This is a genomic window from Streptomyces sp. BPTC-684, assembly GCF_030028635.1.
GTDB lineage: Bacteria > Actinomycetota > Actinomycetes > Streptomycetales > Streptomycetaceae > Streptomyces > Streptomyces noboritoensis.
Window position 1 is genome coordinate 3,834,002 of record NZ_CP124863.1, and the last position, 23,379, is coordinate 3,857,380.

Annotated in this window: 14 protein-coding genes and 3 rRNA genes; 10 read left to right on the forward strand and 7 right to left on the reverse strand. The window is 67.8% G+C overall.

The genetic code is table 11. The features are described from left to right. The first annotated feature begins 15 nt into the window (after positions 1-15). From QIY60_RS17010 to QIY60_RS17020, 3 genes are all read left to right on the forward strand, one after another. The gene (locus QIY60_RS17010) at positions 16-1,158 is read left to right on the forward strand and encodes an SIS domain-containing protein (RefSeq protein ID WP_283143215.1); all 1,143 of its coding nucleotides are present in this window, start codon (positions 16-18) and stop codon (positions 1,156-1,158) included. Positions 1,159-1,321: 163 nt separating this feature from the next. Next, positions 1,322-2,488 carry a mannose-6-phosphate isomerase, class I gene (manA, locus tag QIY60_RS17015; RefSeq protein WP_283143216.1) on the forward strand — a complete coding sequence of 389 codons (1,167 nt, stop codon included), beginning with the start codon at positions 1,322-1,324 and terminating at the stop codon, positions 2,486-2,488. Between the two features lie 68 nt (positions 2,489-2,556). After that, entirely contained in the window at positions 2,557-3,522 is a 966-nt protein-coding gene (locus QIY60_RS17020) for a cation diffusion facilitator family transporter (RefSeq protein ID WP_283143217.1), read from the forward strand. A 174-nt stretch (positions 3,523-3,696) separates the two neighbouring features. On the opposite strand, the gene QIY60_RS17025 is transcribed toward QIY60_RS17020, so the two are convergent. Further along, the gene (locus QIY60_RS17025; RefSeq protein ID WP_283145978.1) at positions 3,697-5,808 is read right to left on the reverse strand and encodes a fructose-specific PTS transporter subunit EIIC; all 2,112 of its coding nucleotides are present in this window, start codon (positions 5,806-5,808) and stop codon (positions 3,697-3,699) included. A gap of 507 nt (positions 5,809-6,315) precedes the next feature. Here QIY60_RS17025 and ahcY point away from each other — a divergent pair. Both ahcY and QIY60_RS17035 read left to right on the forward strand, forming a co-directional pair. Further along, positions 6,316-7,773 (forward strand): adenosylhomocysteinase, encoded by a 1,458-nt coding sequence (gene ahcY, locus QIY60_RS17030; RefSeq protein ID WP_283143218.1) that lies wholly within the window; start codon positions 6,316-6,318, stop codon positions 7,771-7,773. Positions 7,774-7,955: 182 nt separating this feature from the next. Continuing rightward, positions 7,956-8,573: a hypothetical protein gene (locus tag QIY60_RS17035; protein WP_283143219.1), complete on the forward strand. Its 618-nt coding sequence runs from the start codon at positions 7,956-7,958 to the stop codon at positions 8,571-8,573. 64 nt (positions 8,574-8,637) lie between these two features. Here the strand turns inward: QIY60_RS17035 and QIY60_RS17040 are convergent, their stop codons facing one another. Continuing rightward, on the reverse strand, positions 8,638-9,630 hold the full coding sequence (locus QIY60_RS17040) for an RDD family protein (RefSeq protein ID WP_283143220.1): 993 nt from the start codon (positions 9,628-9,630) through the stop codon (positions 8,638-8,640). 164 nt (positions 9,631-9,794) lie between these two features. Between QIY60_RS17040 and QIY60_RS17045 the strand changes: the two genes are divergently transcribed. The 4 genes from QIY60_RS17045 (at position 9,795) to rrf (ending at position 16,513) form a co-directional block, all read left to right on the forward strand. Continuing rightward, positions 9,795-10,802 (forward strand): stage II sporulation protein M, encoded by a 1,008-nt coding sequence (locus QIY60_RS17045; RefSeq protein ID WP_283143221.1) that lies wholly within the window; start codon positions 9,795-9,797, stop codon positions 10,800-10,802. Between the two features lie 575 nt (positions 10,803-11,377). Continuing rightward, a 16S ribosomal RNA gene (locus QIY60_RS17050) occupies positions 11,378-12,905 on the forward strand. Positions 12,906-13,192: 287 nt separating this feature from the next. Next, a 23S ribosomal RNA gene (locus QIY60_RS17055) occupies positions 13,193-16,318 on the forward strand. Between the two features lie 78 nt (positions 16,319-16,396). After that, positions 16,397-16,513, forward strand: a 5S ribosomal RNA gene (gene rrf / locus QIY60_RS17060). Together the 16S, 23S and 5S rRNA genes form the textbook arrangement of a ribosomal RNA operon. A gap of 93 nt (positions 16,514-16,606) precedes the next feature. Here rrf and QIY60_RS17065 read toward each other — a convergent pair. From QIY60_RS17065 to QIY60_RS17085, 5 genes are read right to left on the reverse strand one after another with little or no spacing between them, the layout of a single operon-like run. Next, the gene (locus QIY60_RS17065) at positions 16,607-17,917 is read right to left on the reverse strand and encodes a DUF58 domain-containing protein (protein ID WP_283143222.1); all 1,311 of its coding nucleotides are present in this window, start codon (positions 17,915-17,917) and stop codon (positions 16,607-16,609) included. Between the two features lie 10 nt (positions 17,918-17,927). Next, on the reverse strand, positions 17,928-18,911 hold the full coding sequence (locus QIY60_RS17070; protein ID WP_283143223.1) for a MoxR family ATPase: 984 nt from the start codon (positions 18,909-18,911) through the stop codon (positions 17,928-17,930). Continuing rightward, positions 18,908-20,113: a DUF4350 domain-containing protein gene (locus QIY60_RS17075; RefSeq protein WP_283143224.1), complete on the reverse strand. Its 1,206-nt coding sequence runs from the start codon at positions 20,111-20,113 to the stop codon at positions 18,908-18,910. The genes QIY60_RS17070 and QIY60_RS17075 overlap by 4 nt, the downstream gene beginning before the upstream one ends. Further along, positions 20,110-20,802, reverse strand: a complete 693-nt coding sequence (locus QIY60_RS17080) for a DUF4129 domain-containing protein (RefSeq protein ID WP_283143225.1) — start codon at positions 20,800-20,802, stop codon at positions 20,110-20,112. The genes QIY60_RS17075 and QIY60_RS17080 overlap by 4 nt, the downstream gene beginning before the upstream one ends. 28 nt (positions 20,803-20,830) lie before the next feature. After that, positions 20,831-22,072 carry a hypothetical protein gene (locus QIY60_RS17085; RefSeq protein ID WP_283143226.1) on the reverse strand — a complete coding sequence of 414 codons (1,242 nt, stop codon included), beginning with the start codon at positions 22,070-22,072 and terminating at the stop codon, positions 20,831-20,833. 155 nt (positions 22,073-22,227) lie between these two features. Between QIY60_RS17085 and mtnA the strand changes: the two genes are divergently transcribed. Further along, positions 22,228-23,376 carry an S-methyl-5-thioribose-1-phosphate isomerase gene (gene mtnA / locus QIY60_RS17090; RefSeq protein WP_283143227.1) on the forward strand — a complete coding sequence of 383 codons (1,149 nt, stop codon included), beginning with the start codon at positions 22,228-22,230 and terminating at the stop codon, positions 23,374-23,376. Positions 23,377-23,379 lie beyond the last annotated feature (3 nt).

A 23,379-nucleotide genomic window follows, 5' to 3' on the forward strand; every position in this document is an offset into this window, starting at 1 on the left:
CGGAGGCCGCCGCACATGCTCGATGAGTCGCTGCTCGACGCGCCGGAAGCCCTGGCCCGCGCGGACCGCCGCGGTCTGCTGCGCGGAGCCGCCGAAGCCGGCGCCCGCGTCCGTACCGCCGCCCGGCACGCCGTCGAGGCGGGCATCACGGAGCTGCAGCCCGAGGGCCGCCCCCGGGCCGTGCTCGTCGCGGGCCCCGGCACCGCGGCCGAGGGCGTGGCCGACCTGGTCACGGCGCTGGCCGGAGCCTCCGCGCCGGTCGCCCGGCTCGTCTCGACCGGGGTGGCCGCCGCGGCGGGCGCCCTGCGCTGGAACCTCCCGGGTTGGGCGGGCTCGGTCGACCTCCTGCTCATCACCACGACGGACGGCAGCGAGCCCGGCCTGGCGCTCCTGGCGGAGCAGGCCTACCGCCGAGGCTGCACGGTCGTGGCCGTCGCCCCGAAGGGCTCCCCGCTCTCCGAGGCCGTCGACGGGGTGCACGGCCTGGTGGTGCCGCTGGCGACGGCCCCGCACGAGCTGTACGAGGACGGGTCGACCCCGGCCGCCTCCCCGAGCGCGCTGTGGGCCCTGTTCACCCCCATCCTCGCCCTGCTCGACCGCCTGGGGTTGACCGCCGCGCCTCCGGAGACGCTGGAGAAGATCGCCGACCGCCTCGACCGCACCGCGGAACGCTGCGGCCCGGCTATCGCCACGTACAGCAACCCGGCGAAGACCCTCGCGACGGAACTCGCCGACTCGCTCCCCCTTGTCTGGACGGAGGGCGAGGGCGCCGCCCCGGCGGGCCGCCGCTTCGCGACCGTACTGGCCGAGCTCGCGGGCCGTCCCGCGCTCGCCGGCGAGCTGCCGGAGACGCTGGCGTCGCACGGCATCCTGCTCGCGGGCTCGCTCGGGGAGGGCGCCGACCCGGACGACTTCTTCCGCGACCGGGTGGACGAGCCCGCGGCGCTGCACGCCCGGGTCGTCCTGCTGCGCGACCGCCCGGCGGGCGGCCTCTCCGCCGCCCCGGCCGCGCGCGAACTCGCTCTGAGCCACGAGGCGCAGATCAGCGAACTGGAGCCGGAGGAGGGCACGGAGCTGGAGTGCCTGGCGGAACTCCTCGCCCTCACGGACTTCGCGACCGCATACCTCGCCCTCGCATCGACGCCGCCCCCGACGTAGGACACCGCCGGTGCAGCCCGATGCCGACGCGGCCGGTGACCGAGGACATCAGCGACCGAGGACACCGGTGACCGATGGCCGACAGCTGCGACAGTTGCTGCGGCTGCCGGGGCACGCGGCGACCGAACCCGTACGAGACCACGCGAAAGAGACCACGCGAACCATGGACCGTCTCGCCAACACCGTGCGCCCCTACGCCTGGGGCTCCACGACGTTGATCCCGGAACTCCTCGGCACCGCCCCCACCGGCGAGCCCCAGGCCGAGATGTGGATGGGTGCGCATCCGGGCGCCCCGTCCCGTATCGACCGAGGTGCGGGCGGGACTCCGCTCTCCGACGTCATCGCAGCGGACCCGACGGCGGAGCTCGGTGACGCGGCCGTCGCCAAATTCGGCCCCCGTCTTCCTTTTCTTCTCAAATTGTTGGCGGCAGGCGCCCCCCTCTCGCTTCAGGTGCATCCCAATCTCGCCCAGGCGCAGCGGGGTTACGCGGACGAGGAAAGCGCGGGCGTTCCGCTCGGCGCCCCGCACCGCAATTACAAGGACGCCAATTACAAGCCCGAACTGATCTGTGCCTTGACAACGTTCGAAGGCCTGTGCGGGTTCCGGGCTCCGGAAGAATCCGCGGAAGTTCTCGCCGCGCTCGAGGTGGACTCCCTCAAGCCGTACGTGGACCTCCTGCACGCCCACCCCGAAGAGGCGGCGCTGCGCGAGGTCCTGACGGCCGTACTGACCGCCGATCCGCAGGAGATGGCGGCGACGGTGACCGAGACCGCGGCCGCCTGCGAGCGCCTCGGCGACGACGCCTACCGGGCCTACGCCTCGCTCGCCCACCACTTCCCGGGCGACCCCGGCGTCATCGCGGCCATGCTTCTCCATTACGTCCAACTCCAGCCCGGTGAGGCCCTGTTCCTCGGTGCCGGCGTCCCGCACGCGTATCTGAGCGGCATGGGCGTGGAGATCATGGCCAACTCGGACAACGTGCTCCGCTGCGGTCTGACCCCGAAGCACGTGGACGTCCCCGAACTCCTCCGGGTCGTCCGTTTCGAGGCCAACGACCCGGGCGTGCTGCGCCCCGAGGCGTCGGAGACGGGCGAAGAGCTCTACGACACCCCGATCGACGAGTTCCGCCTGTCCCGTTTCGTGCGCGCGGAGGGCGCGGCTCCGACGGACCTGACCGCGGGGACCCCGCAGATCGTCCTGTGCACGGCGGGTGCGGTGGAGCTCGGTGACCTGCGACTCGCCCCGGGCCAAGCGGCCTTCGTCCGGGCGGGCGAAAAGGCCGAACTGTCCGGAACGGGCACTGCTTTTCGCGCCACCGTCGTGGCCTGATGCAACAATGTGCGGCCGTATGGCGGCACCGGGCGGCCGCGACACCGACGAAGGGAACACGTGCACGTATGAGTGCGTCAGGCGGAACCAAGGCGATCGTGGCGGCGCTCGGCGCCAACCTCGCGATTGCGGCAGCCAAGTTCGTGGCGTTCCTCTTCAGCGGTTCGTCGTCGATGCTCGCGGAGAGCGTCCACTCGCTGGCCGACTCGGGCAATCAGGGCCTGCTGCTGCTCGGCGGCAAGAAGGCACAGCGTGAGGCGACGCCCCAACACCCCTTCGGCTACGGCCGGGAGCGCTACATCTACGCCTTCCTGGTCTCGATCGTGCTGTTCTCGGTGGGTGGCATGTTCGCCCTCTACGAGGGCTACGAGAAGGTCAAGCACCCGCACGACATCGAGGCCTGGTACTGGCCCGTCGGTGTCCTGGTCTTCGCGATCATCGCCGAGGGCTTCTCCTTCCGTACGGCCATCAAGGAGTCGAACGAGACGCGGGGCTCGCTCTCCTGGTCGCAGTTCGTGCGCCGGGCGAAGGCCCCAGAGCTCCCCGTAGTCCTCCTTGAGGACGCGGGCGCCCTGATCGGACTCGTCCTCGCCCTCGGCGGCGTGGGTCTCGCGCTGGCCACCGGCGACGGCGTCTGGGACGGCATCGGCACCCTGTGCATCGGCGCGCTGCTGATCCTGATCGCCCTCATCCTGGCGGTCGAGACGAAGTCGCTCCTACTTGGCGAGGCTGCCGGTACGGAGGAGGTGGCGAAGATCCGTACGGCGATCGTCGACGGCGACACGGTCACCTCCGTCATCCACATGCGTACGCTCCACCTGGGCCCGGAAGAACTGCTGGTCGCGGCCAAGATCGCCGTCCAGCACGACGACACGGCAGCGGAGGTCGCCCACGCCATCAACGCGGCCGAAGCGCGCGTCCGCGAGGCGGTCCCGATCGCCCGGGTGATCTATCTGGAGCCGGACATCTACAGCGCGGCCGAAGCCGCGGCGGGCCCGGACCCGGCGGCCACGCCGGGCGGCACGGGGCACTGAGTACGCGACGCCGAATACGGAGCGCTGAGTACGCGGCTCTGTTACCTGCGAAGCAGGTCCGGGGTCGAAGCTCCGGTAGGCGAGTGTGGGCGGGACGGGAGAGGAATCCCGCCCCGCCCACACGTCTACGGGGGCTGCGTGTCTGCTTGCCTCACGCGTACTTGTTATGCACGTCTACTGGATCTCGCTCAGCACCGCGAGTACGGCCGCCTCGTCCGGCGCTCCCGCCAGCCGAGCCCGGAACTCCGAGTCCATGAGCTTGCGCGAGAGCAGCGCCAGGATCCGCAGGTGCTCGTCCCCGGCCGCTGCCTCCGGCACCGAGACCATGAAGATCAGCTTGGCCTTCGTCCCGTCCAGGGCGCCCCACTCGATCCCCTCGGAAGACCGGGCGAACCCCACGGTCGGCGCTGCCACCGCATCCGTCTTGGCGTGCGGAATCGCGATCTCCTCGCCGAGCCCGGTCGTGCCCTGCGCCTCACGCGCCAACGCGACCCGTACGAGCTCGTCGACGTCCCGTACGTTCCCGGTACGGGCCAGCAGCCCGGCCATCTCCCGGATCGCGGCCTCCTTCTCGCCCGCCGCCAGGGCGACCTTGACGGTGTCCTGCGTGAGGTAGCCGGAGAGGACTTCGCGGGAGTCGCCGGGGCCGCCGGAACCGGTGGGGTAAGTGGAGCCCTCGGAGTTGTGGGATCGGCTGGAACTCCTGCAGCCGCCGGGACGTTCATCAGGAGAACCGCCGACAACACTCGCGCCGGAACCGCCCCCGGCACGGCCCGGAGTCGCGGCGGCGACCGAGGCTGCCACCGGAGCCACCCCGACCGGAACGCGGTCGCCGGCCACCGCCGCATCCGTGACCGGTGCCGCCTCCACGCCCGCAACGCTCACGGCCACGCGCCGCCGCTCCTTGATCCCGATCAGCCCGTTGGTGGTCACCGCGGTCACCACCGTGCCCGCCGCCACCGCCAGGAAGAACATCGGTACGCCACCGACGGCCCCGAGCACCGCCACGATCGGACCGCCGTGCGGCACCGCGTCCTTCACGCTCGCCAGCCCCGCGATCGCACCCGCGACCGCGCCGCCCAGCATGTTCGCCGGGATGACCTGCGCCGGCCTGGCCGCAGCGAACGGAATGGCGCCTTCGGAGATCCCGAACATGCCCATGAACAGCGCGGCCATACCGGTCTCGCGCTCCTGCTCGGAGTAGAACTTCCGCCGCAGCAGCGTCGCGAGCCCCTGTCCCAGCGGCATGACCGGAATGGCCGCCGCACACATGCCCATCACGCTCTGATTCCCGGTCGCGATCAGCCCCGCGCCGAACAGGAACGCCGTCTTGTTGACCGGCCCGCCCATGTCGAACGCGATCATCAGCCCGAGAATCGCGCCCAACAGAATCGCACTGGTCCCGGTCATCCCGCTGAGCCAGTCGGTGAGGTGCGTGAACACCCAGGAGATCGGCTTCCCGATCACGTAGATGAAGAACAGTCCGAGCGCCGATGTCGCCACGATCGGGATCACGATGATCGGCATGATCGGCTGGACGAACTTGGGAACCTTGGCCTTCTTGATCCACAGAACGAGGTACCCGGCGAGGAAGCCGGTCACGATCGCCCCGATGAAACCGGCCCCGGCCTTCGAGTCGTACAGCGAACCGGTGTTGGCTATCCAGCCGCCGATCATGCCCGGCACCAGCGCCGGCCGGTCCCCGATGGCGTACGCGATGTAGCCGGACAGGATCGGCACCATCAGCGTGAACCCGATGACCCCGATCTGGTTGACGTGCATCCAGAACGAGCCGTCCGGGATCACCAGACCGCCCTTGGCGTCCGTGTGCCCGCCCAGCGCCAGCGAGATCGCGATGAGCAGCCCGCCCACCACCACGAACGGGATCATGTACGAGACACCGTTCATCAGCGCCTTGTACGCGACGCTCCGTTCCTTGCCGCCCCCGGCGCCTGGTGCCGCGGTGCCCCCGGTTCCGCCTCCCTCGCCGCCCGAGTGCACCGGCGCGCTGTGGACCTGGTCGATCAGCCGCTCCGGATGGTGAATGCCCTCCGCCACCCCGACGGCCAGCACCTTCTTCCCGACGAACCGGCTGCGGTCGACGTCCTTGTCGGCCGCGATGATGATGCCGTCGGCATCTCTGACATCGTTGTCAGAGAAAACGTTTTCAGCCCCGATGGAGCCTTGCGTCTCCACCTTCATCTCGACGCCGAGCGCCTCCGCCGCCTGCGCCAGCTTCTCGGCCGCCATATAGGTGTGGGCGATGCCGGTCGGGCACGCGGTCACCGCGAGCAGCTTCACCTTCCGCCGCTCGTTCGCCGGACTCGTCACGTGGCTCTCCTAACGCTTCCCGCATCGCGCTCCGTCGCGCAGACGCTTCGGGCGGGTGTACCCGGTCCCCATGCATCCTGCACCAGGCGCCGACCGCATCAGAAGTCCCGAAAGACCCTCTTTGGTAAGGCTCTCGACCCTGAACTTCGCCACCTCGCCATCCGGGACGGGCTGGGGGCGGCTGGGCCGATCGGTGTAGATTCGTGACCAGAGCCAGACGTCGCTGCTGATGGCGGTCGGTCGGTACGCCACGCGCACCGGCCGAGGGAGAGAGGGCCTCCGACGGACTGCGCTGTGAGCGCGACGGGCACCGCTTGGTGCCCACGGGCACTCCGGTGTCCACCCGGACATCACGATGTCCGCCCGGGCACCCGCTGGTGCCCGCGTGGCCGTCGCCGTGCCCAGGCGTGCCCGCAGACCTTCCGTACCCACCCTCGACCCACCCACGAGGAGCAGCTCGCCATGACGACTGTCGACGCCGGCCAGGACTTCAAGGTCGCCGACCTCTCCCTCGCCGCCTTCGGGCGCAAGGAGATCACCCTCGCCGAGCACGAGATGCCCGGCCTGATGTCGATCCGCAAGGAGTACGCCGCCACCCAGCCGCTCGCCGGCGCCCGGGTCACCGGCTCCCTGCACATGACGGTGCAGACCGCCGTCCTGATCGAGACCCTCGTCGCCCTCGGCGCCGAGGTCCGCTGGGCCTCCTGCAACATCTTCTCCACCCAGGACCACGCCGCCGCCGCCATCGCGGTCGGCCCGAACGGCACCCCCGAGAACCCCCAGGGCGTCCCGGTCTTCGCCTGGAAGGGCGAGACGCTCGAGGAGTACTGGTGGTGCACGGAGCAGGCCCTCACGTGGCCGAACTCCCCGACCGGCGGCCCGAACATGATCCTGGACGACGGCGGTGACGCCACGCTCCTGGTCCACAAGGGCGTCGAGTTCGAGAAGGCCGGCGCGGCCCCGGACCCGTCCACCGCGGACAGCGAGGAGTACGGCTACATCCTCACCCTGCTGAACCGCACCCTCTCCGAGAACCCGCAGAAGTGGACCCAGCTGGCGTCCGAGATCCGCGGCGTCACCGAGGAGACCACGACCGGTGTCCACCGTCTGTACGAGATGCACCGCGACGGCACCCTCCTGTTCCCGGCGATCAACGTCAACGACGCGGTCACCAAGTCCAAGTTCGACAACAAGTACGGCTGCCGCCACTCCCTGATCGACGGCATCAACCGCGCCACCGACGTCCTCATCGGCGGCAAGACCGCCGTCGTCTGCGGCTACGGCGACGTGGGCAAGGGCTGCGCGGAGTCCCTGCGCGGCCAGGGCGCCCGAGTGATCATCACCGAGATCGACCCGATCTGCGCCCTGCAGGCGGCGATGGACGGCTACCAGGTCACCACACTCGACGAGGTGGTCGACAAGGCCGACATCTTCGTCACCACGACGGGCAACAAGGACATCATCATGGCCGCGGACATGGCCAAGATGAAGCACCAGGCGATCGTCGGCAACATCGGCCACTTCGACAACGAGATCGACATGGCCGGCCTCGCCAAGATCCCCGGCGTCGTCAAGGACGAGGTCAAGCCGCAGGTCCACACCTGGACGTTCCCCGACGGCAAGGTCCTCATCGTCCTCTCCGAGGGCCGCCTGCTGAACCTGGGCAACGCGACCGGCCACCCGTCGTTCGTGATGTCCAACTCGTTCGCGGACCAGACCCTGGCCCAGATCGAGCTGTTCACCAAGCCCGAGGAGTACCCGACCGACGTCTACGTGCTGCCCAAGCACCTCGACGAGAAGGTCGCCCGCCTCCACCTCGACTCGCTCGGCGTGAAGCTCACGACGCTCCGCCCCGAGCAGGCCGCGTACATCGGCGTCGAGGTCGACGGCCCGTTCAAGCCGGACCACTACCGCTACTGATTCCGTAACCGACGGACTCAACTGACGGGCTCAGCTGGCGGACTCACCAGCCGCGGTAACGAGAACGTCGTACCGAGAGCAGTGGTACAAGGCAGGCCCCCGGACCCCCGTGCCGGGGGCCTGCCCCGTACCCCGCTCCGTACAACGGTCCACCCCTACGCCCCCGAGGACCACAAGACCCCATGCCCCGCGGCCGGTATTCGCTTCACGATCCGCACGATCACACCCCCCTCGGCGAAGAACACTTCCACTGCGCGCCCGGCCCCTCCGGCTGGCGCTACGTCTCCCAGATCACCACCCCCTCCGGCGAGCCCGCCGGCTCCGTCGACCTCGCCCTCGACGACCTCGGCCGCCCCATCCGCCTCGAACTCCACGCCGGCGGCTGGCAGGTGCGCGGTGCCGCCCTCGACGGCGTCACCTGGGTCCGCACCGACCCCACCGGCACTCACGCCACCGAAGGCAACGTCCCCGCCCACGCCTTCACCGGCACATCCCCGGCATTCCTCATCGCCACGTCACGTCTGCTCCGCCTCACCCCCGGTTCTCCCGCGACCCGCGTACGCCTCGTCGCCTTCACCGACCCGGTCCTCGCCCCCCGCACCCTCGACCAGTCCTGGGCCTTGGTGAACAGTGAAGCGCACGCCACTGACAACGGCCCCCTGACCGTGGACGAGTACCAGGTCAGCGCCCTGGACACGGGTGAACAGCACGTCGTCCACATCGCCGGTGACGTGGTCCTGGCGGCTCCCGGAATCGAGCTCGAATCCCTCGAAAGCCCGCCGTCGGTCTGGGCACCCTAGGCAGTTCGGGAGTGGGCGCGCCGGCCAGTGGGGCTGGGCGCTCCTGAAGCGCCTGGCGGGCGCTTCAGGCAGGCGGCGCGAAGCCCGTGGCAGGCGGCGAATCCGGCTCGGACTCGGGCCCGGTCAGCGGCGCCGAGGGGGCAGACGCTGTATGCGGGGGAGCGGCGGTCCAGGTAGGCGCGGCGGGGATGCGCGCCTCGTCGACGGGGCCCGGCGCGGCATGACCCGCCGCCGCTGCCCCGCCCATCGCCGTAGCGGAAGTGCCCACTCCGGCGGCGCTACCGCCACGGCCACCCCAACTCGCGTGCGCCGCCCCAAACGCCCGCCGCGCATCCCGCGCCTGCCGCTCGGCCATGACCGCCGCCAGATAGGCGGCCGGAGGCACACCCTGTGGGGCAGGCGCCCCCGTCCGCGCCATCAGGTCGTCCGCCAGTCGGGCCGCCATCTCCCAGCTCACCTGCGCGTCGAGCTGCCCCATCCGCGTCAGGTACTGCCGTATCGCCAGCCACAGCGCGTCCGGCACCGCTGACAGATCGAGCCCGGAGAAACGTCCCATCAGCCACGGCGGAGGCGGCGGCACGGCGGCCGCCCGTCCAGCAGGCACCCTCTCCCGTACGACCAGCGTCCCCGCGAACACGTCCCCGATCCGCCGCCCGCGCTCCGAAACCAGCGACGCGATGCAGGCGACGACCCCGAAGGTCAGCAGGATTTCCACGACGCCCATGGCTCCGCGCACGAGCGCGTGCCGGAAGCGGATCGGCCCGCCGTCGTCGCGTACCACCCGCAAACCGCAGGCGAGCTTCCCCAGGGAGCGCCCGTGCGTCAGCGTCTCGACCGCTATGGGCGCTCCGACGAGTACGAGGACGAACAGGGCGACGGCTATCGCCGCCTGCGCGGCATCGTCGAGCGACGCGGTGGCCAGCAACAGTGCGAACGACACGATCAAGTAGGCGGCCCAGGCCACCACCATGTCGATGAGGAGCGCGAGCGCGCGACTGGGCAGTCGCGCGGGCCGCAGCCCCAGCACGACCGCATCCCCCGTGACCAGCGCACTCACCGGTACCCACCCTTCACCGTCACCGCCGAAGCGACGACCCTCACCACGGCCGCCGAAGCGGCGACCTTCCCCGACCGTCGGAAACCTCAGTCTGCCAAGCTGGCCCGCAGCGCGCCGCAGTAGTACGGACCGTACGCACCCAGTGCCTGGAGCAGCAGCCGACCATGGACCTCGACGTCTTCGTCACCGCCCACCATCCCGAGTGGGACCGACTCGAACAGCTGCTGCGCCGCGGCCGCCGCCTAACCGGAGCAGAGGCCGACGAACTCGTCGCCCTCTACCAGCGCACATCGACGCACCTCTCACAGATACAGTCCTCGGCACCGGACCCACAGCTCACGGCCCGACTCACCCAGCTCGTCGCCCGTGCCCGCGCCACGGTGACCGGCACCCGCCGCGCCTCCTGGCGCGACGCCGCGCGTTTTCTGACCGCCGGATTCCCGGCAGCCGTCTATCGCGCGCGTAGATGGTGGATTCCGGCGGCCCTGCTCTCGACCGCCCTGGCCGCGATCATCGGCTGGTGGATCGGCACCCACCCCGAGGTCCAGTCGTCGATCGCCGCTCCGGAGACGCTCAGGGACATGACGCGACCCGGTGGTGAGTACGAGACGTACTACTCAAGCCACCCCGCGGCCTCCTTCGCGGCCCAGGTTTGGACGAACAACGCGCAGGCAGCCGCGATGTGCCTGGTCCTGGGCGCCTTCCTGGGGCTCCCGGTCCTCTGGGTCCTTTTCTCCAACATGCTGAACCTGGGCGTGGGCATCGGCCTCATGTCCTCGGCCGGCCGCCTGGACACCTTCCTCGGCCTGGTCCTCCCGCATGGCCTTCTGGAGCTGACCGCCGTCTTCGTAGCGGCGGGTACAGGGCTACGCCTTGGTTGGACCGTCATCGACCCCGGCCCGCGCACCCGCCGCGACGCTCTTGCCGAAGAAGGCCGAGCGGCCTTGGGCATGGCCATTGGCCTGGCCCTGGTCCTGTTCGTCTCCGGCCTGATCGAAGCCTTCGTCACGCCCTCGGGCCTCCCCACCTGGGCGCGCATCACCATCGGCATCGCCGCCGAGCTGGCATTTCTTGTGTACGTCTACGTGCTCGGCGGCCGAGCAGTACGCGAGGGCGAGACGGGCGACGTCGACGAACTGGACCGCAGCGTCGGCCTTCCCACTGCTGCCTGATGTGCGTACGCCCCCTCTGACCTGGTACTGTCCTCTTCGCCCACAAAAACCGTTGACACGGTTCGCGTGGGGAGGTAGATTCAAACGGTTGCGCCGGACTGGACAGGTTCGGGCGCACTGGCTAGTATCTCTCTCGCTCTCACCGGGAATTGAATTCCCGAAGAGCCATCTCCGATTGATTTGAATCACGAAGCCGATTAGATCGGCTGAAATGCTTCTGATAGAGTCGGAACCGCCGGAAAGGGAAACGCGAAAGCGGGAACCTGGAAAGCGCCGAGGAAGTCGGGCCGGGAAACGGTCTGATAGAGTCGGAAACGAAGGAAGCGCCCGGAGGGCCCGGAAACGGGAACAAAGGAAGCGTCCGTACCTTGAGAACTCAACAGCGTGCCAAAAGTCAACGCCAGATTGACAACCCCGGCCCATCCCTTGTGGTGGGTTGGAGGTTCCTTTGAAAAGTCCTGCCGGTCCTTGTGACGGGCAGGCAATTACACAGCGAGGACGCTGAGGACAACCGGCCATATTCCGGCCTGGTTGTTCCGCTCTTTCGTGTGTGCGCACCGGATGACCGGTACACATTCATGGAGAGTTTGATCCTGGCTCAGGACGAACGCTGGCGGCGTGCTTAACACATGCAAGTCGAACGATGAAGCCTTTCGGGGTGGATTAGTGGCGAACGGGTGAGTAACACGTGGGCAATCTGCCCTTCACTCTGGGACAAGCCCTGGAAACGGGGTCTAATACCGGATATGACCCGCCGAGGCATCTCGGTGGGTGGAAAGCTCCGGCGGTGAAGGATGAGCCCGCGGCCTATCAGCTTGTTGGTGGGGTGATGGCCTACCAAGGCGACGACGGGTAGCCGGCCTGAGAGGGCGACCGGCCACACTGGGACTGAGACACGGCCCAGACTCCTACGGGAGGCAGCAGTGGGGAATATTGCACAATGGGCGAAAGCCTGATGCAGCGACGCCGCGTGAGGGATGACGGCCTTCGGGTTGTAAACCTCTTTCAGCAGGGAAGAAGCGCAAGTGACGGTACCTGCAGAAGAAGCGCCGGCTAACTACGTGCCAGCAGCCGCGGTAATACGTAGGGCGCAAGCGTTGTCCGGAATTATTGGGCGTAAAGAGCTCGTAGGCGGCTTGTCACGTCGGATGTGAAAGCCCGGGGCTTAACCCCGGGTCTGCATTCGATACGGGCTAGCTAGAGTGTGGTAGGGGAGATCGGAATTCCTGGTGTAGCGGTGAAATGCGCAGATATCAGGAGGAACACCGGTGGCGAAGGCGGATCTCTGGGCCATTACTGACGCTGAGGAGCGAAAGCGTGGGGAGCGAACAGGATTAGATACCCTGGTAGTCCACGCCGTAAACGTTGGGAACTAGGTGTTGGCGACATTCCACGTCGTCGGTGCCGCAGCTAACGCATTAAGTTCCCCGCCTGGGGAGTACGGCCGCAAGGCTAAAACTCAAAGGAATTGACGGGGGCCCGCACAAGCAGCGGAGCATGTGGCTTAATTCGACGCAACGCGAAGAACCTTACCAAGGCTTGACATATACCGGAAACGGCCAGAGATGGTCGCCCCCTTGTGGTCGGTATACAGGTGGTGCATGGCTGTCGTCAGCTCGTGTCGTGAGATGTTGGGTTAAGTCCCGCAACGAGCGCAACCCTTGTTCTGTGTTGCCAGCATGCCCTTCGGGGTGATGGGGACTCACAGGAGACTGCCGGGGTCAACTCGGAGGAAGGTGGGGACGACGTCAAGTCATCATGCCCCTTATGTCTTGGGCTGCACACGTGCTACAATGGCCGGTACAATGAGCTGCGATGCCGTGAGGCGGAGCGAATCTCAAAAAGCCGGTCTCAGTTCGGATTGGGGTCTGCAACTCGACCCCATGAAGTCGGAGTTGCTAGTAATCGCAGATCAGCATTGCTGCGGTGAATACGTTCCCGGGCCTTGTACACACCGCCCGTCACGTCACGAAAGTCGGTAACACCCGAAGCCGGTGGCCCAACCCCCTTGCGGGGAGGGAGCTGTCGAAGGTGGGACTGGCGATTGGGACGAAGTCGTAACAAGGTAGCCGTACCGGAAGGTGCGGCTGGATCACCTCCTTTCTAAGGAGCACAGTACCGATTGCAGGCAAATGTTCTGCACGGTCAGCTCATGGGTGGAACGTTGACTATTCGGCATCTTCGGTGACCTTCTCCTTCAAGTACTGCCCTCGGGCGTGGAACGAAGCAGGAGCGAGGCGGGGGTGCCGGGCACGCTGTTGGGTGTCTGAAGGCACGGGCTTTACGCCTTGTCTTCGGTATGCCGGCCCCAGTGCACTCACCACATGGTTGGTGGGGTGATGGGTGGCTGGTCGTTGTTTGAGAACTGCACAGTGGACGCGAGCATCTGTGGCCAAGTTTTTAAGGGCGCACGGTGGATGCCTTGGCACCAGGAACCGATGAAGGACGTGGGAGGCCACGATAGTCCCCGGGGAGCCGTCAACCAGGCTTTGATCCGGGGGTTTCCGAATGGGGAAACCCGGCAGTCGTCATGGGCTGTCACCCATGCCTGAACACATAGGGCATGTGGAGGGAACGAGGGGAAGTGAAACATCTCAGTACCCTCAGGAAGAGAAAACAACCGTGATTCCGGGAGTAGTGGCGAGCGAAACCGGATGAGGCCAAACCTACGACGTGTGATACCCGGCAGGGGTTGCGTCGTGGGGGTTGTGGGATCTCTTTGCTGTCGTCTGCCGGCGACAGGACGAGTCAGAAACCGTATGAATAGGCGAAGGACATGCGAAAGGTCCGGCGTAGAGGGTAAGACCCCCGTAGCTGAAATTCATGCGGCTCGTTTAAGAGACACCCAAGTAGCACGGGGCCCGAGAAATCCCGTGTGAATCTGGCGGGACCACCCGTTAAGCCTAAATATTCCCTGGTGACCGATAGCGGATAGTACCGTGAGGGAATGGTGAAAAGTACCGCGGGAGCGGAGTGAAATAGTACCTGAAACCGTGTGCCTACAAGCCGTGGGAGCGTCGCGTTGAGTACTTGTACTCAACGTCGTGACTGCGTGCCTTTTGAAGAATGAGCCTGCGAGTTAGCGGTGTGTAGCGAGGTTAACCCGTGTGGGGAAGCCGTAGCGAAAGCGAGTCCGAACAGGGCGTTTGAGTTGCACGCTCTAGACCCGAAGCGGAGTGATCTAGCCATGGGCAGGTTGAAGCGGAGGTAAGACTTCGTGGAGGACCGAACCCACCAGGGTTGAAAACCTGGGGGATGACCTGTGGTTAGGGGTGAAAGGCCAATCAAACTCCGTGATAGCTGGTTCTCCCCGAAATGCATTTAGGTGCAGCGTCGTGTGTTTCTTGCCGGAGGTAGAGCACTGGATAGGCGATGGGCCCTACCGGGTTACTGACCTTAGCCAAACTCCGAATGCCGGTAAGTGAGAGCGCGGCAGTGAGACTGTGGGGGATAAGCTCCATGGTCGAGAGGGAAACAGCCCAGAGCATCGACTAAGGCCCCTAAGCGTACGCTAAGTGGGAAAGGATGTGGAGTCGCAGAGACAACCAGGAGGTTGGCTTAGAAGCAGCCACCCTTGAAAGAGTGCGTAATAGCTCACTGGTCAAGTGATTCCGCGCCGACAATGTAGCGGGGCTCAAGCGTACCGCCGAAGTCGTGTCATTGCAGCAATTAAGCCCCAACGGGTGCTGTGATGGGTAGGGGAGCGTCGTGTGCCGGGTGAAGCCGCAGCGGAAGCTAGTGGTGGACGGTTCACGAGTGAGAATGCAGGCATGAGTAGCGATACACACGTGAGAAACGTGTGCGCCGATTGACTAAGGGTTCCTGGGTCAAGCTGATCTGCCCAGGGTAAGTCGGGACCTAAGGCGAGGCCGACAGGCGTAGTCGATGGACAACCGGTTGATATTCCGGTACCCGCTTTGAAACGCCCAATATCGAATCCATTAATGCTAAGGCCGTGAAGCCGTTCCGGACCCTTCGGGGAAAGGAAAGTGGTGGAGCCGTCGACCCGAGGTGGTAGTAGGTAAGCGATGGGGTGACGCAGGAAGGTAGTCCAGCCCGGGCGGTGGTTGTCCCGGGGTAAGGGTGTAGGCCGTGTGGTAGGCAAATCCGTCACACGTTAAGGCTGAGACCTGATGCCGAGCCGATTGTGGTGAAGTGGATGATCCTATGCTGTCGAGAAAAGCCTCTAGCGAGTTTCATGGCGGCCCGTACCCTAAACCGACTCAGGTGGTCAGGTAGAGAATACCGAGGCGTTCGGGTGAACTATGGTTAAGGAACTCGGCAAAATGCCCCCGTAACTTCGGGAGAAGGGGGGCCATCACCGGTGATCGGATTTACTCCGTGAGCTGGGGGTGGCCGCAGAGACCAGCGAGAAGCGACTGTTTACTAAAAACACAGGTCCGTGCGAAGCCGTAAGGCGATGTATACGGACTGACGCCTGCCCGGTGCTGGAACGTTAAGGGGACCGGTTAGCTCCATTTCGGTGGGGCGAAGCTGAGAACTTAAGCGCCAGTAAACGGCGGTGGTAACTATAACCATCCTAAGGTAGCGAAATTCCTTGTCGGGTAAGTTCCGACCTGCACGAATGGCGTAACGACTTCTCGACTGTCTCAACCATAGGCCCGGTGAAATTGCACTACGAGTAAAGATGCTCGTTTCGCGCAGCAGGACGGAAAGACCCCGGGACCTTTACTACAGTTTGATATTGGTGTTCGGTTCGGCTTGTGTAGGATAGGTGGGAGACTGTGAACTCTGGACGCCAGTTCAGGGGGAGTCGTCGTTGAAATACCACTCTGGTCGTGCTGGATGTCTAACCTGGGTCCGTGATCCGGATCAGGGACAGTGTCTGATGGGTAGTTTAACTGGGGCGGTTGCCTCCTAAAGAGTAACGGAGGCGCCCAAAGGTTCCCTCAGCCTGGTTGGCAATCAGGTGTTGAGTGTAAGTGCACAAGGGAGCTTGACTGTGAGACCGACGGGTCGAGCAGGGACGAAAGTCGGGACTAGTGATCCGGCGGTGGCTTGTGGAAGCGCCGTCGCTCAACGGATAAAAGGTACCCCGGGGATAACAGGCTGATCTTCCCCAAGAGTCCATATCGACGGGATGGTTTGGCACCTCGATGTCGGCTCGTCGCATCCTGGGGCTGGAGTCGGTCCCAAGGGTTGGGCTGTTCGCCCATTAAAGCGGTACGCGAGCTGGGTTTAGAACGTCGTGAGACAGTTCGGTCCCTATCCGCTGTGCGCGTAGGAGTCTTGAGAAGGGCTGTCCCTAGTACGAGAGGACCGGGACGGACGAACCTCTGGTGTGCCAGTTGTCCTGCCAAGGGCATGGCTGGTTGGCTACGTTCGGAAAGGATAACCGCTGAAAGCATCTAAGCGGGAAGCCTGCTTCGAGATGAGGGCTCCCACCACCTTCGAGTGGGTAAGGCTCCCAGTAGACGACTGGGTTGATAGGCCAGATGTGGAAGCCTCGTAAGGGGTGGAGCTGACTGGTACTAATAGGCCGAGGGCTTGTCCTCAGTTGCTCGCGTCCACTGTGTTAGTTCTGAAATAACGAACGGCCGTGTTGTTGCCCGGTTTCGTTAATTTCATAGTGTTTCGGTGGTCATAGCGTTAGGGAAACGCCCGGTTACATTCCGAACCCGGAAGCTAAGCCTTTCAGCGCCGATGGTACTGCAGGGGGGACCCTGTGGGAGAGTAGGACACCGCCGAACAAATTTTAGCCTCAACCCCCGTGCCCTTTTGGGCCGGGGGTTGAGGCATTTTTGCGTTCAGGGCCCCTTAAGGCTGGCCCCTTCCCCTCTCGATCAGAGTCGGCCCGCAGCCTTCAACTCCAGATACGCGTCCGCCAACGCCGGAGCAAGCTCATCCGGGGTAGCGTCCACGACGGTAACGCCGTGGCGCATCAGCTGTTCAGCCGTGCGGCGGCGCTGTTCCTGCGTGCGGCTGGCAGCGGCTGCCTCGTAAACGGCGTCGACAGTGCCACGTGACTCCGCCATCGTCTTGATATGAGGGTCGGCAATCGCTGCGACCAGGACTGTGTGACGCTTGGTGAGCTGTGGGAGGACGGGGAGCAGGCCTTCCTCCACGGGGGCTGCGTCCAGGCTGGTCAGCAGCACGATCAAGGAACGCCGAGGAGCGTTGGCGAGCGCGGCGGCGCTCAAGCCTCGGGCATCCGTTTCCACCAACTCGGGCTCGAGCGGCGCCAGCGCGTTGACCAGAGAAGGCAGGAGTTCGCCGACGGCGCGTCCCTGCACCTGGGCTCGTACGCGACGGTCGTACGCGAGGAGGTCGACGCGGTCGCCTGCGTGGGAGGCGAGTGCGGCGAGAAGCAGTGTGGCGTCCATGGCGGCGTCCAGGCGGGGGACGTCGCCGACGCGGCCCGCCGACGTACGCCCCGTATCGAGGACGACGAGGATGTGACGGTCGCGCTCGGGTCGCCAGGTGCGTATGGCGACGGCGTTCTGCCGGGCGGTGGCGCGCCAGTCGATGGAACGGGTGTCGTCGCCGGGGACGTAGGGGCGCAGGCTGTCGAACTCGGTGCCCTCCCCTCGGGTCAACACGCTGGTGCGGCCGTCGAGTTCGCGCAGCCGGGCCAGCCGGGACGGCAGGTGCTTGCGGCTGGTGAACGGAGGCAGGACGCGTACGGTCCAGGGGACGTGGTGGCTGCCTTGCCGGGAGACGAGGCCGAGTGGTCCGTACGAGCGGACGGTGATCTGCTGGGAGTGGCGGTCGCCCCGCCTGTTCGGGCGCAGGGCCGTGGTGATGCGGCGGCGTTCGCCGGCCGGAACCGTCAACGCGTGCCGGGAAGCGGCCTGCTCGGTGCCGGAAGCCCAGCTGCTGGGCGGCCAGGCGTCGCGGAGCTGGGCCCGCAACGGGCGGCCCGAGGGGTTGGTGACGGTGAGGACGACCTCGGCGGCGTCACCCAGTCGAACTGATGTATCACCGTTTCGGGTGAATTGAAGCTTTCGCACTGGCGCAGCGAGGGCGTAGTCGCACATCATTGCGAGTGTGAGGGGGGCGTTGACCGCGAGCATTCCCGCCCAGCTCGGGGCCCATACGCCGACGGGGACGGAGCCGAGAGCAGCGAGCAGAGCAGTGCGTCCGGTGAGAGCCACAATTGCCGCCTCAGCGGGGGACGGGGACGTGGGCGAGGACCGAGGTGATGACGGAGTCGGCGGTGACGCCCTCCATCTCCGCCTCGGGACGCAATTGGATGCGATGGCGAAGTGTGGGGAGGGCCAAGGCCTTTACGTCGTCGGGGGTGACATAGTCCCGGCCCGTGAGCCAGGCCCAGGCGCGAGCGGTGGAGAGCAGAGCGGTGGCGCCTCGGGGAGAGACGCCGAGGCTGAGTGAGGGGGATTCACGCGTGGCACGACAGATATCGACGACATAGCCGGTGATCTCCGCGGAGACCGAGGTCTTGGCGACGGCGGCGCGAGCCGCTTCGAGATCGGCGGCTCCCGCGACCGGGCGGACTCCGGCCGCCTGGAGGTCACGAGGGTTGAAGCCCTCGGCGTGACGGGCGAGGACGTTGATCTCGTCCGCGCGCGAGGGCAGAGGCACCGTCAACTTCAGCAGGAAGCGGTCCAGCTGGGCTTCCGGCAGGGGATAGGTGCCCTCGTACTCGACGGGGTTCTGCGTCGCGGCGACCAGGAAGGGCTCGGGAAGCGGACGCGGCGTGCCGTCGACCGTGACCTGACGCTCCTCCATGGCTTCGAGGAGAGAGGACTGGGTCTTCGGAGGCGTGCGGTTGATCTCGTCCGCGAGCAGCAGATTGGTGAACACCGGGCCGGCCTGGAAGGAGAACTCGGCGGTGCGGGCGTCGTAGATCAGCGAACCGGTGACATCACTGGGCATCAGATCGGGGGTGAACTGGACGCGCTTGGTGTCGAGTTCGAGCGAAGCGGCGAGCGAACGCACGAGGAGCGTCTTGGCGACGCCGGGGACTCCTTCGAGGAGGACATGGCCGCGGCACAGCAGGGCCACGACCAGGCCCGTGACGGCGGAGTCCTGGCCGACCACGGCCTTGGCGATCTCGGTGCGCAGGGCCTCCAGGGAGGCGCGGGCGCTGTCCGGGTTCGCTGCGGTCGCCGGGGTTCGGTCGCTCATGAGGTGCGTACCTCTCTTTCGAGGGCGTCGAGTTCGTCCGCGAGGCGGACCAGTGCGGCGTCGCCGGCCGGGGCCGGGCCGAAGAGCAGGACCTGAAGGTCCCGTTCGGCTGACGGGATCCGGGCGGAGACGGCGGGGACGAGGAGTTCGGGCGCGTGCGCCGAGGCGGCGGGCACGCCCAGGAGGGGAGCGAGACGGGTGCGGGTGGCCGAGCGCAGGGCGTCGGCCGCGCGGTCGCGGGCGTTGGCCTTGCGGTAGAGGCGGGCTCGGCCCTCGGTGGCCTCGGACGCGCGGACGGCGACGGGGAGTTGCTCGGTCACCAGTGGGCCGAGGCGGCGGGCTCGCCAGATGGCGGCGAGGGCGGCCGCGAGGGTGAGTTGGAGGGTGGCCCAGAGCCAGCCGGACGGGATGAGGTCGAAGAAGGTGCGGTCACCGCCGTCGGTGGCCGAGACATCACCGAGCGAGGGGAGGTACCAGACCAGATGGGGGCGGGAGCCGAGGAGTTGGAGGGCGAGCGAGGCGTTGCCCTGCTTGTCGAGACGGTGGTTGTAGAGGATGTCCGGGGCGCCGAGCAGAACGGTGTCGCCGTGGGCCGGGGTCTGTATCCGGAGCAGCGTGGGCAGTCCGCCTGCGGGGTAACAGGCGTCGTCGGCCTGGCCGTCGGTGGCGTAGCGGACGCCTCCGGTGTCGGCGCTGCCGGCGCGGACGGCCAGCGGCAGGGAGCAGTTCGGCTCGCGGTTGCCGACCGAGGACGAGCCCTCTTCCCGTACGCCGGGGGCGAGTGCGGAAAGGGAGGGCGCGCCCGGGGAGAGCAGCACGGTGCGGCCGCCGGACTCGGTGGTGGCGGCGTGGAGTCGGCGTTGCTGGGTGGCGGTGAGCAGATCGGGGACGGTGACCAGGAGCGTTGTGTCCGGACCCGTGGTGCGGGCGGCCTCGTCGAGAGTGGTGGCCACGCGCGTGGAGACGCCCTGGTCCTTGAGGAGTTCGGCGACGGCGCGACTGCCGTAGCGGTCTGCCGACCGGGGGTCGAGGCGGCCGTGCTGGTCGCCGGAGCGGGTGGCGGCGAGCGTGATCCCGGCGACCAGAAGGATCACGGCGGCGAGCAGCAGCCCGCGGGTGCGCGTCCAGATCTGACGGGGCGTCGCGTCGGTGGACGTGGAGGCGGGGGAGGCAGCGGTGGCGGGGGGCCGGGTGGCGGTCACTCGGCGGCTCCCCGGGCAGTCGCCTCCGCTGTGGGGCGCTGGGCGAGGGCGCTGAGGTCCGGCTTCGTGCGCTCCAGATCGGTGTCGAGGTCACGCAGGCGGTGGTACGCGGACTCGTTCGCCGTACGCCCTCCATATGTGACGTCGTCGAACTCGCGGGCGGCGGTGCGGAGTCGGTCGGCGTGGCCGGGCAGCGGGCGGCCTGCCTCGTCGGCGGCCTCGTCGGCGGTGCGGCCGGGGCGCGGGTCGAGGAGGGCGCGTTCTTCCAGGGAGCGGACGATCGCGCGCATCCGTTCCTGGACGGCCTGGGTCCAGCGGCCGGCCGCGGCGTGGGCCTCGGCGGTGGCGCGGTGCTCTGCGGCGCTGCGCGGGCGGTCGTCGAAGACCGTGCCGACGGTGGAGACAGCGCGCTTCGGGGTGCCCAGCCGCCACCACAGGGCGGCGATCAGGGCCAGGACGAACACGGCGATGGCGACCAGTCCGAGTGCGCCGCCCGGGGCAGCGCCCGAGGCGGCGTCGAACAGGCCGCCGACCCAGTCCCAGAACCGGTTGAGGGCGCGCTCCAGGAGGTTCGGGTCGTTCTCGTGGTACATCGGTTTGGTCAGTTCGCGCCGTGCCGCCTCGCGGGCGGGCACGCGCGGAGTGTCCACCGGTGGTTCTCCGGCCGCTAGGACCAGCAGCCGCACCATGGTTGTGCCCCCCGTTGCGGACACCGCATCAGCTCCCGGGAGTCTCGTAGCCCGGCAGGTTCGCGGCGCGGGCGAGATCGAGGTCGAGGGCCTCGCGGCGGATGCGCTGGTCGATGTAGAGCAGTGCGGCCACGCCGGCGGAGATCGGGTAGGTGATCGCCGAGCCGATCACGGCGCCGATCCCGGTGATGATCAGGAACGGCCAGCCGAAGTCGGAAGTGGCCCCGGAGAAGAGGCTGCTGGCGCCGCCGTCGTCCACGAGCGTTCCGATCACCGTGAACGGGATCGCGATGATCATCGAGACGATGAACGTCAGGAGCAGCGTCAGCAGCGTGATGCCGAAGATCCGCCACCAGGCGCCGCGGACCAACTTGGCGGACCGGCGCAGGGACTTGACGAGGCCCTGGCGCTCCAGCATCAGCGCGGGCGCGGCGAGGCTGAACTGGACCAGCAGCCAGATGACGACCACGACGGCGGCCAGCCCGCCGAGCCCGGCCAGGGCCGCACCCGCGTCGGATCCGATGAGCGCCCCGGGAAGGATGCCGATGCCGACGACCGCGCCCGCCATCACGGGCAGCAGCACAAGGAGGCCGAGCAGGGGCAGCAGCCTCGGCCGGGCCTCCGCCCAGGCCTCCCGCAGCGTCACCGGGCGCCCCAGGACGGAGCGGCTGATGACGACGGTGAGGACCGCCGTGACGAAGAGCGTGCCGATCAGTGCGAGGACGCCGATGGGCAGCAGGCTGAGCAGGCTCGACCGCAGCGAGTCGAAGGCCTGGTCGATGGCCTCGGTGCCGGTGGCGTTCGGGTCGATCTCCGGAGGGTCCGGCAGGAGGTAGCGCTGGATGAGGATGTCCGCGATCTGCGTGATCACGGCGACCGTGAGGGTCAGGCCGAGGACCGTGCGCCAGTGGGCGCGCATCGTCGACACCGCGCCGTCGAGGATCTCGCCGACCCCGAGCGGGCGGAGCGGGATGACGCCGGGCTTGGCGGCGGGTGCGGGGCCCCACCCGTGGTTCCAGTTGCCGCCGGGGGCGGGAGGCCGGCCCCAGCCGCCGCCCTGCTGGGGCCCAGGAGGGCCCGGCGGGGGCGGCGGCGTGCCCTGGCCCGGAGTGGCGGCCGGAGGCGACCACTGGCCCGCCGGAGGCTGGTTCCGGGACCACTGCGAGGACGCGCGGGCCCGGTCGGAGGGCTCGGGCTGTCCGGACGTGCCGGAGTCCTCGCCGTCGGAGGGGGCCGATCCGGGCGAAGCCCAGCCCGGAGAGTCGTTCACGGTCGTCCACCTCGTGGATTGGTCGTGGGACCAGCTCGGCGAGCCGGCTCGTTGGGGTTGGCAGCCATCGTGCCATGCGGTTCCGGGCTGCGGACCGGCCCCCGTATCTCGTTAGCACCTTCAATTGTCGGCGGCTCACCGGGCAGACTGGGCGGATGGCTGATCACGAGGTGCGATCCACCGTGGGTTCCGAGCCGTCGGGACTGGCACAGCTGCGCTGGGACGAGCCGCCGGAGGGGCCGGTGCTGGTGCTCCTCGACCAGACCCGACTGCCGGTCGAGGAGGTCGAGCTGGTCTGTACGGATGTGCCGGGGCTGGTGCGGGCCATCCAGACGCTGGCCGTCCGCGGGGCGCCGCTGCTGGGGATCGCCGGGGCGTACGGGGTGGCGCTGGCCGGGGTGCGCGGCTACGACGTACAGGATGCCGCAGCCCTGCTGGCGGGGGCGCGGCCCACCGCGGTGAACCTCGGGTACGGGGTGCGGCTGGCGCTGGGGGCGTACCAGGCGGCCCTCGACAAGGGCGCGGGCCCGCAGGAGGCCGGGGCGGCGGCGCTGGCGGCCGCGCAGGCCCTGCACCGGGCGGACGCCGAGGCCAGTGCCAGGATGGCGGCCCACGGGCTGGCACTGCTCGACGAGCTGCTGCCCGGCGGCAGCCATCGGGTGCTCACGCACTGCAACACCGGGCGGCTGGTCTCCGGCGGTGAGGGCACCGCGTTCGCGGTGGCGCTGGCCGCGCACCGGGCGGGCCGGCTGCGGCGGCTGTGGGTGGACGAGACACGGCCGCTGCTGCAAGGAGCCAGACTGACCGCGTACGAGGCGGCGCGCAGTGGGATGGCGTACAGCTTGCTGACCGACAATGCTGCGGGTTCGCTGTTCGCGGCGGGGGAGGTGGACGCCGTTCTGATCGGGGCGGATCGCATCGCCGCCGACGGATCGGTGGCGAACAAGGTGGGAAGCTATCCGCTCGCCGTGCTCGCCAAGTACCACCACGTGCCGTTCATCGTGGTGGCGCCGGTCACGACGGTGGATCTGGAAACCCCCGACGGGTCGGCGATCGAGGTCGAGCAGCGCCCCGGGCAGGAGGTGACGGAGCTCACCGGACCGCAGGTCTCTGCGGCCGGGTGGGGGGCCGGCGGCGGACTGCCCGTGGCGCCGCTGGGGACGCAGGCGTACAACCCCGCGTTCGATGTGACGCCCCCCGAGCTGGTGACGGCGATCGTCACCGAGGAGGGTGTGCTCTCCCCCGTGACGGGGGGCGGGCTGAGAGAGCTGTGTGCCAGGTCACGCCAGGTAACGATTAGCTAATGG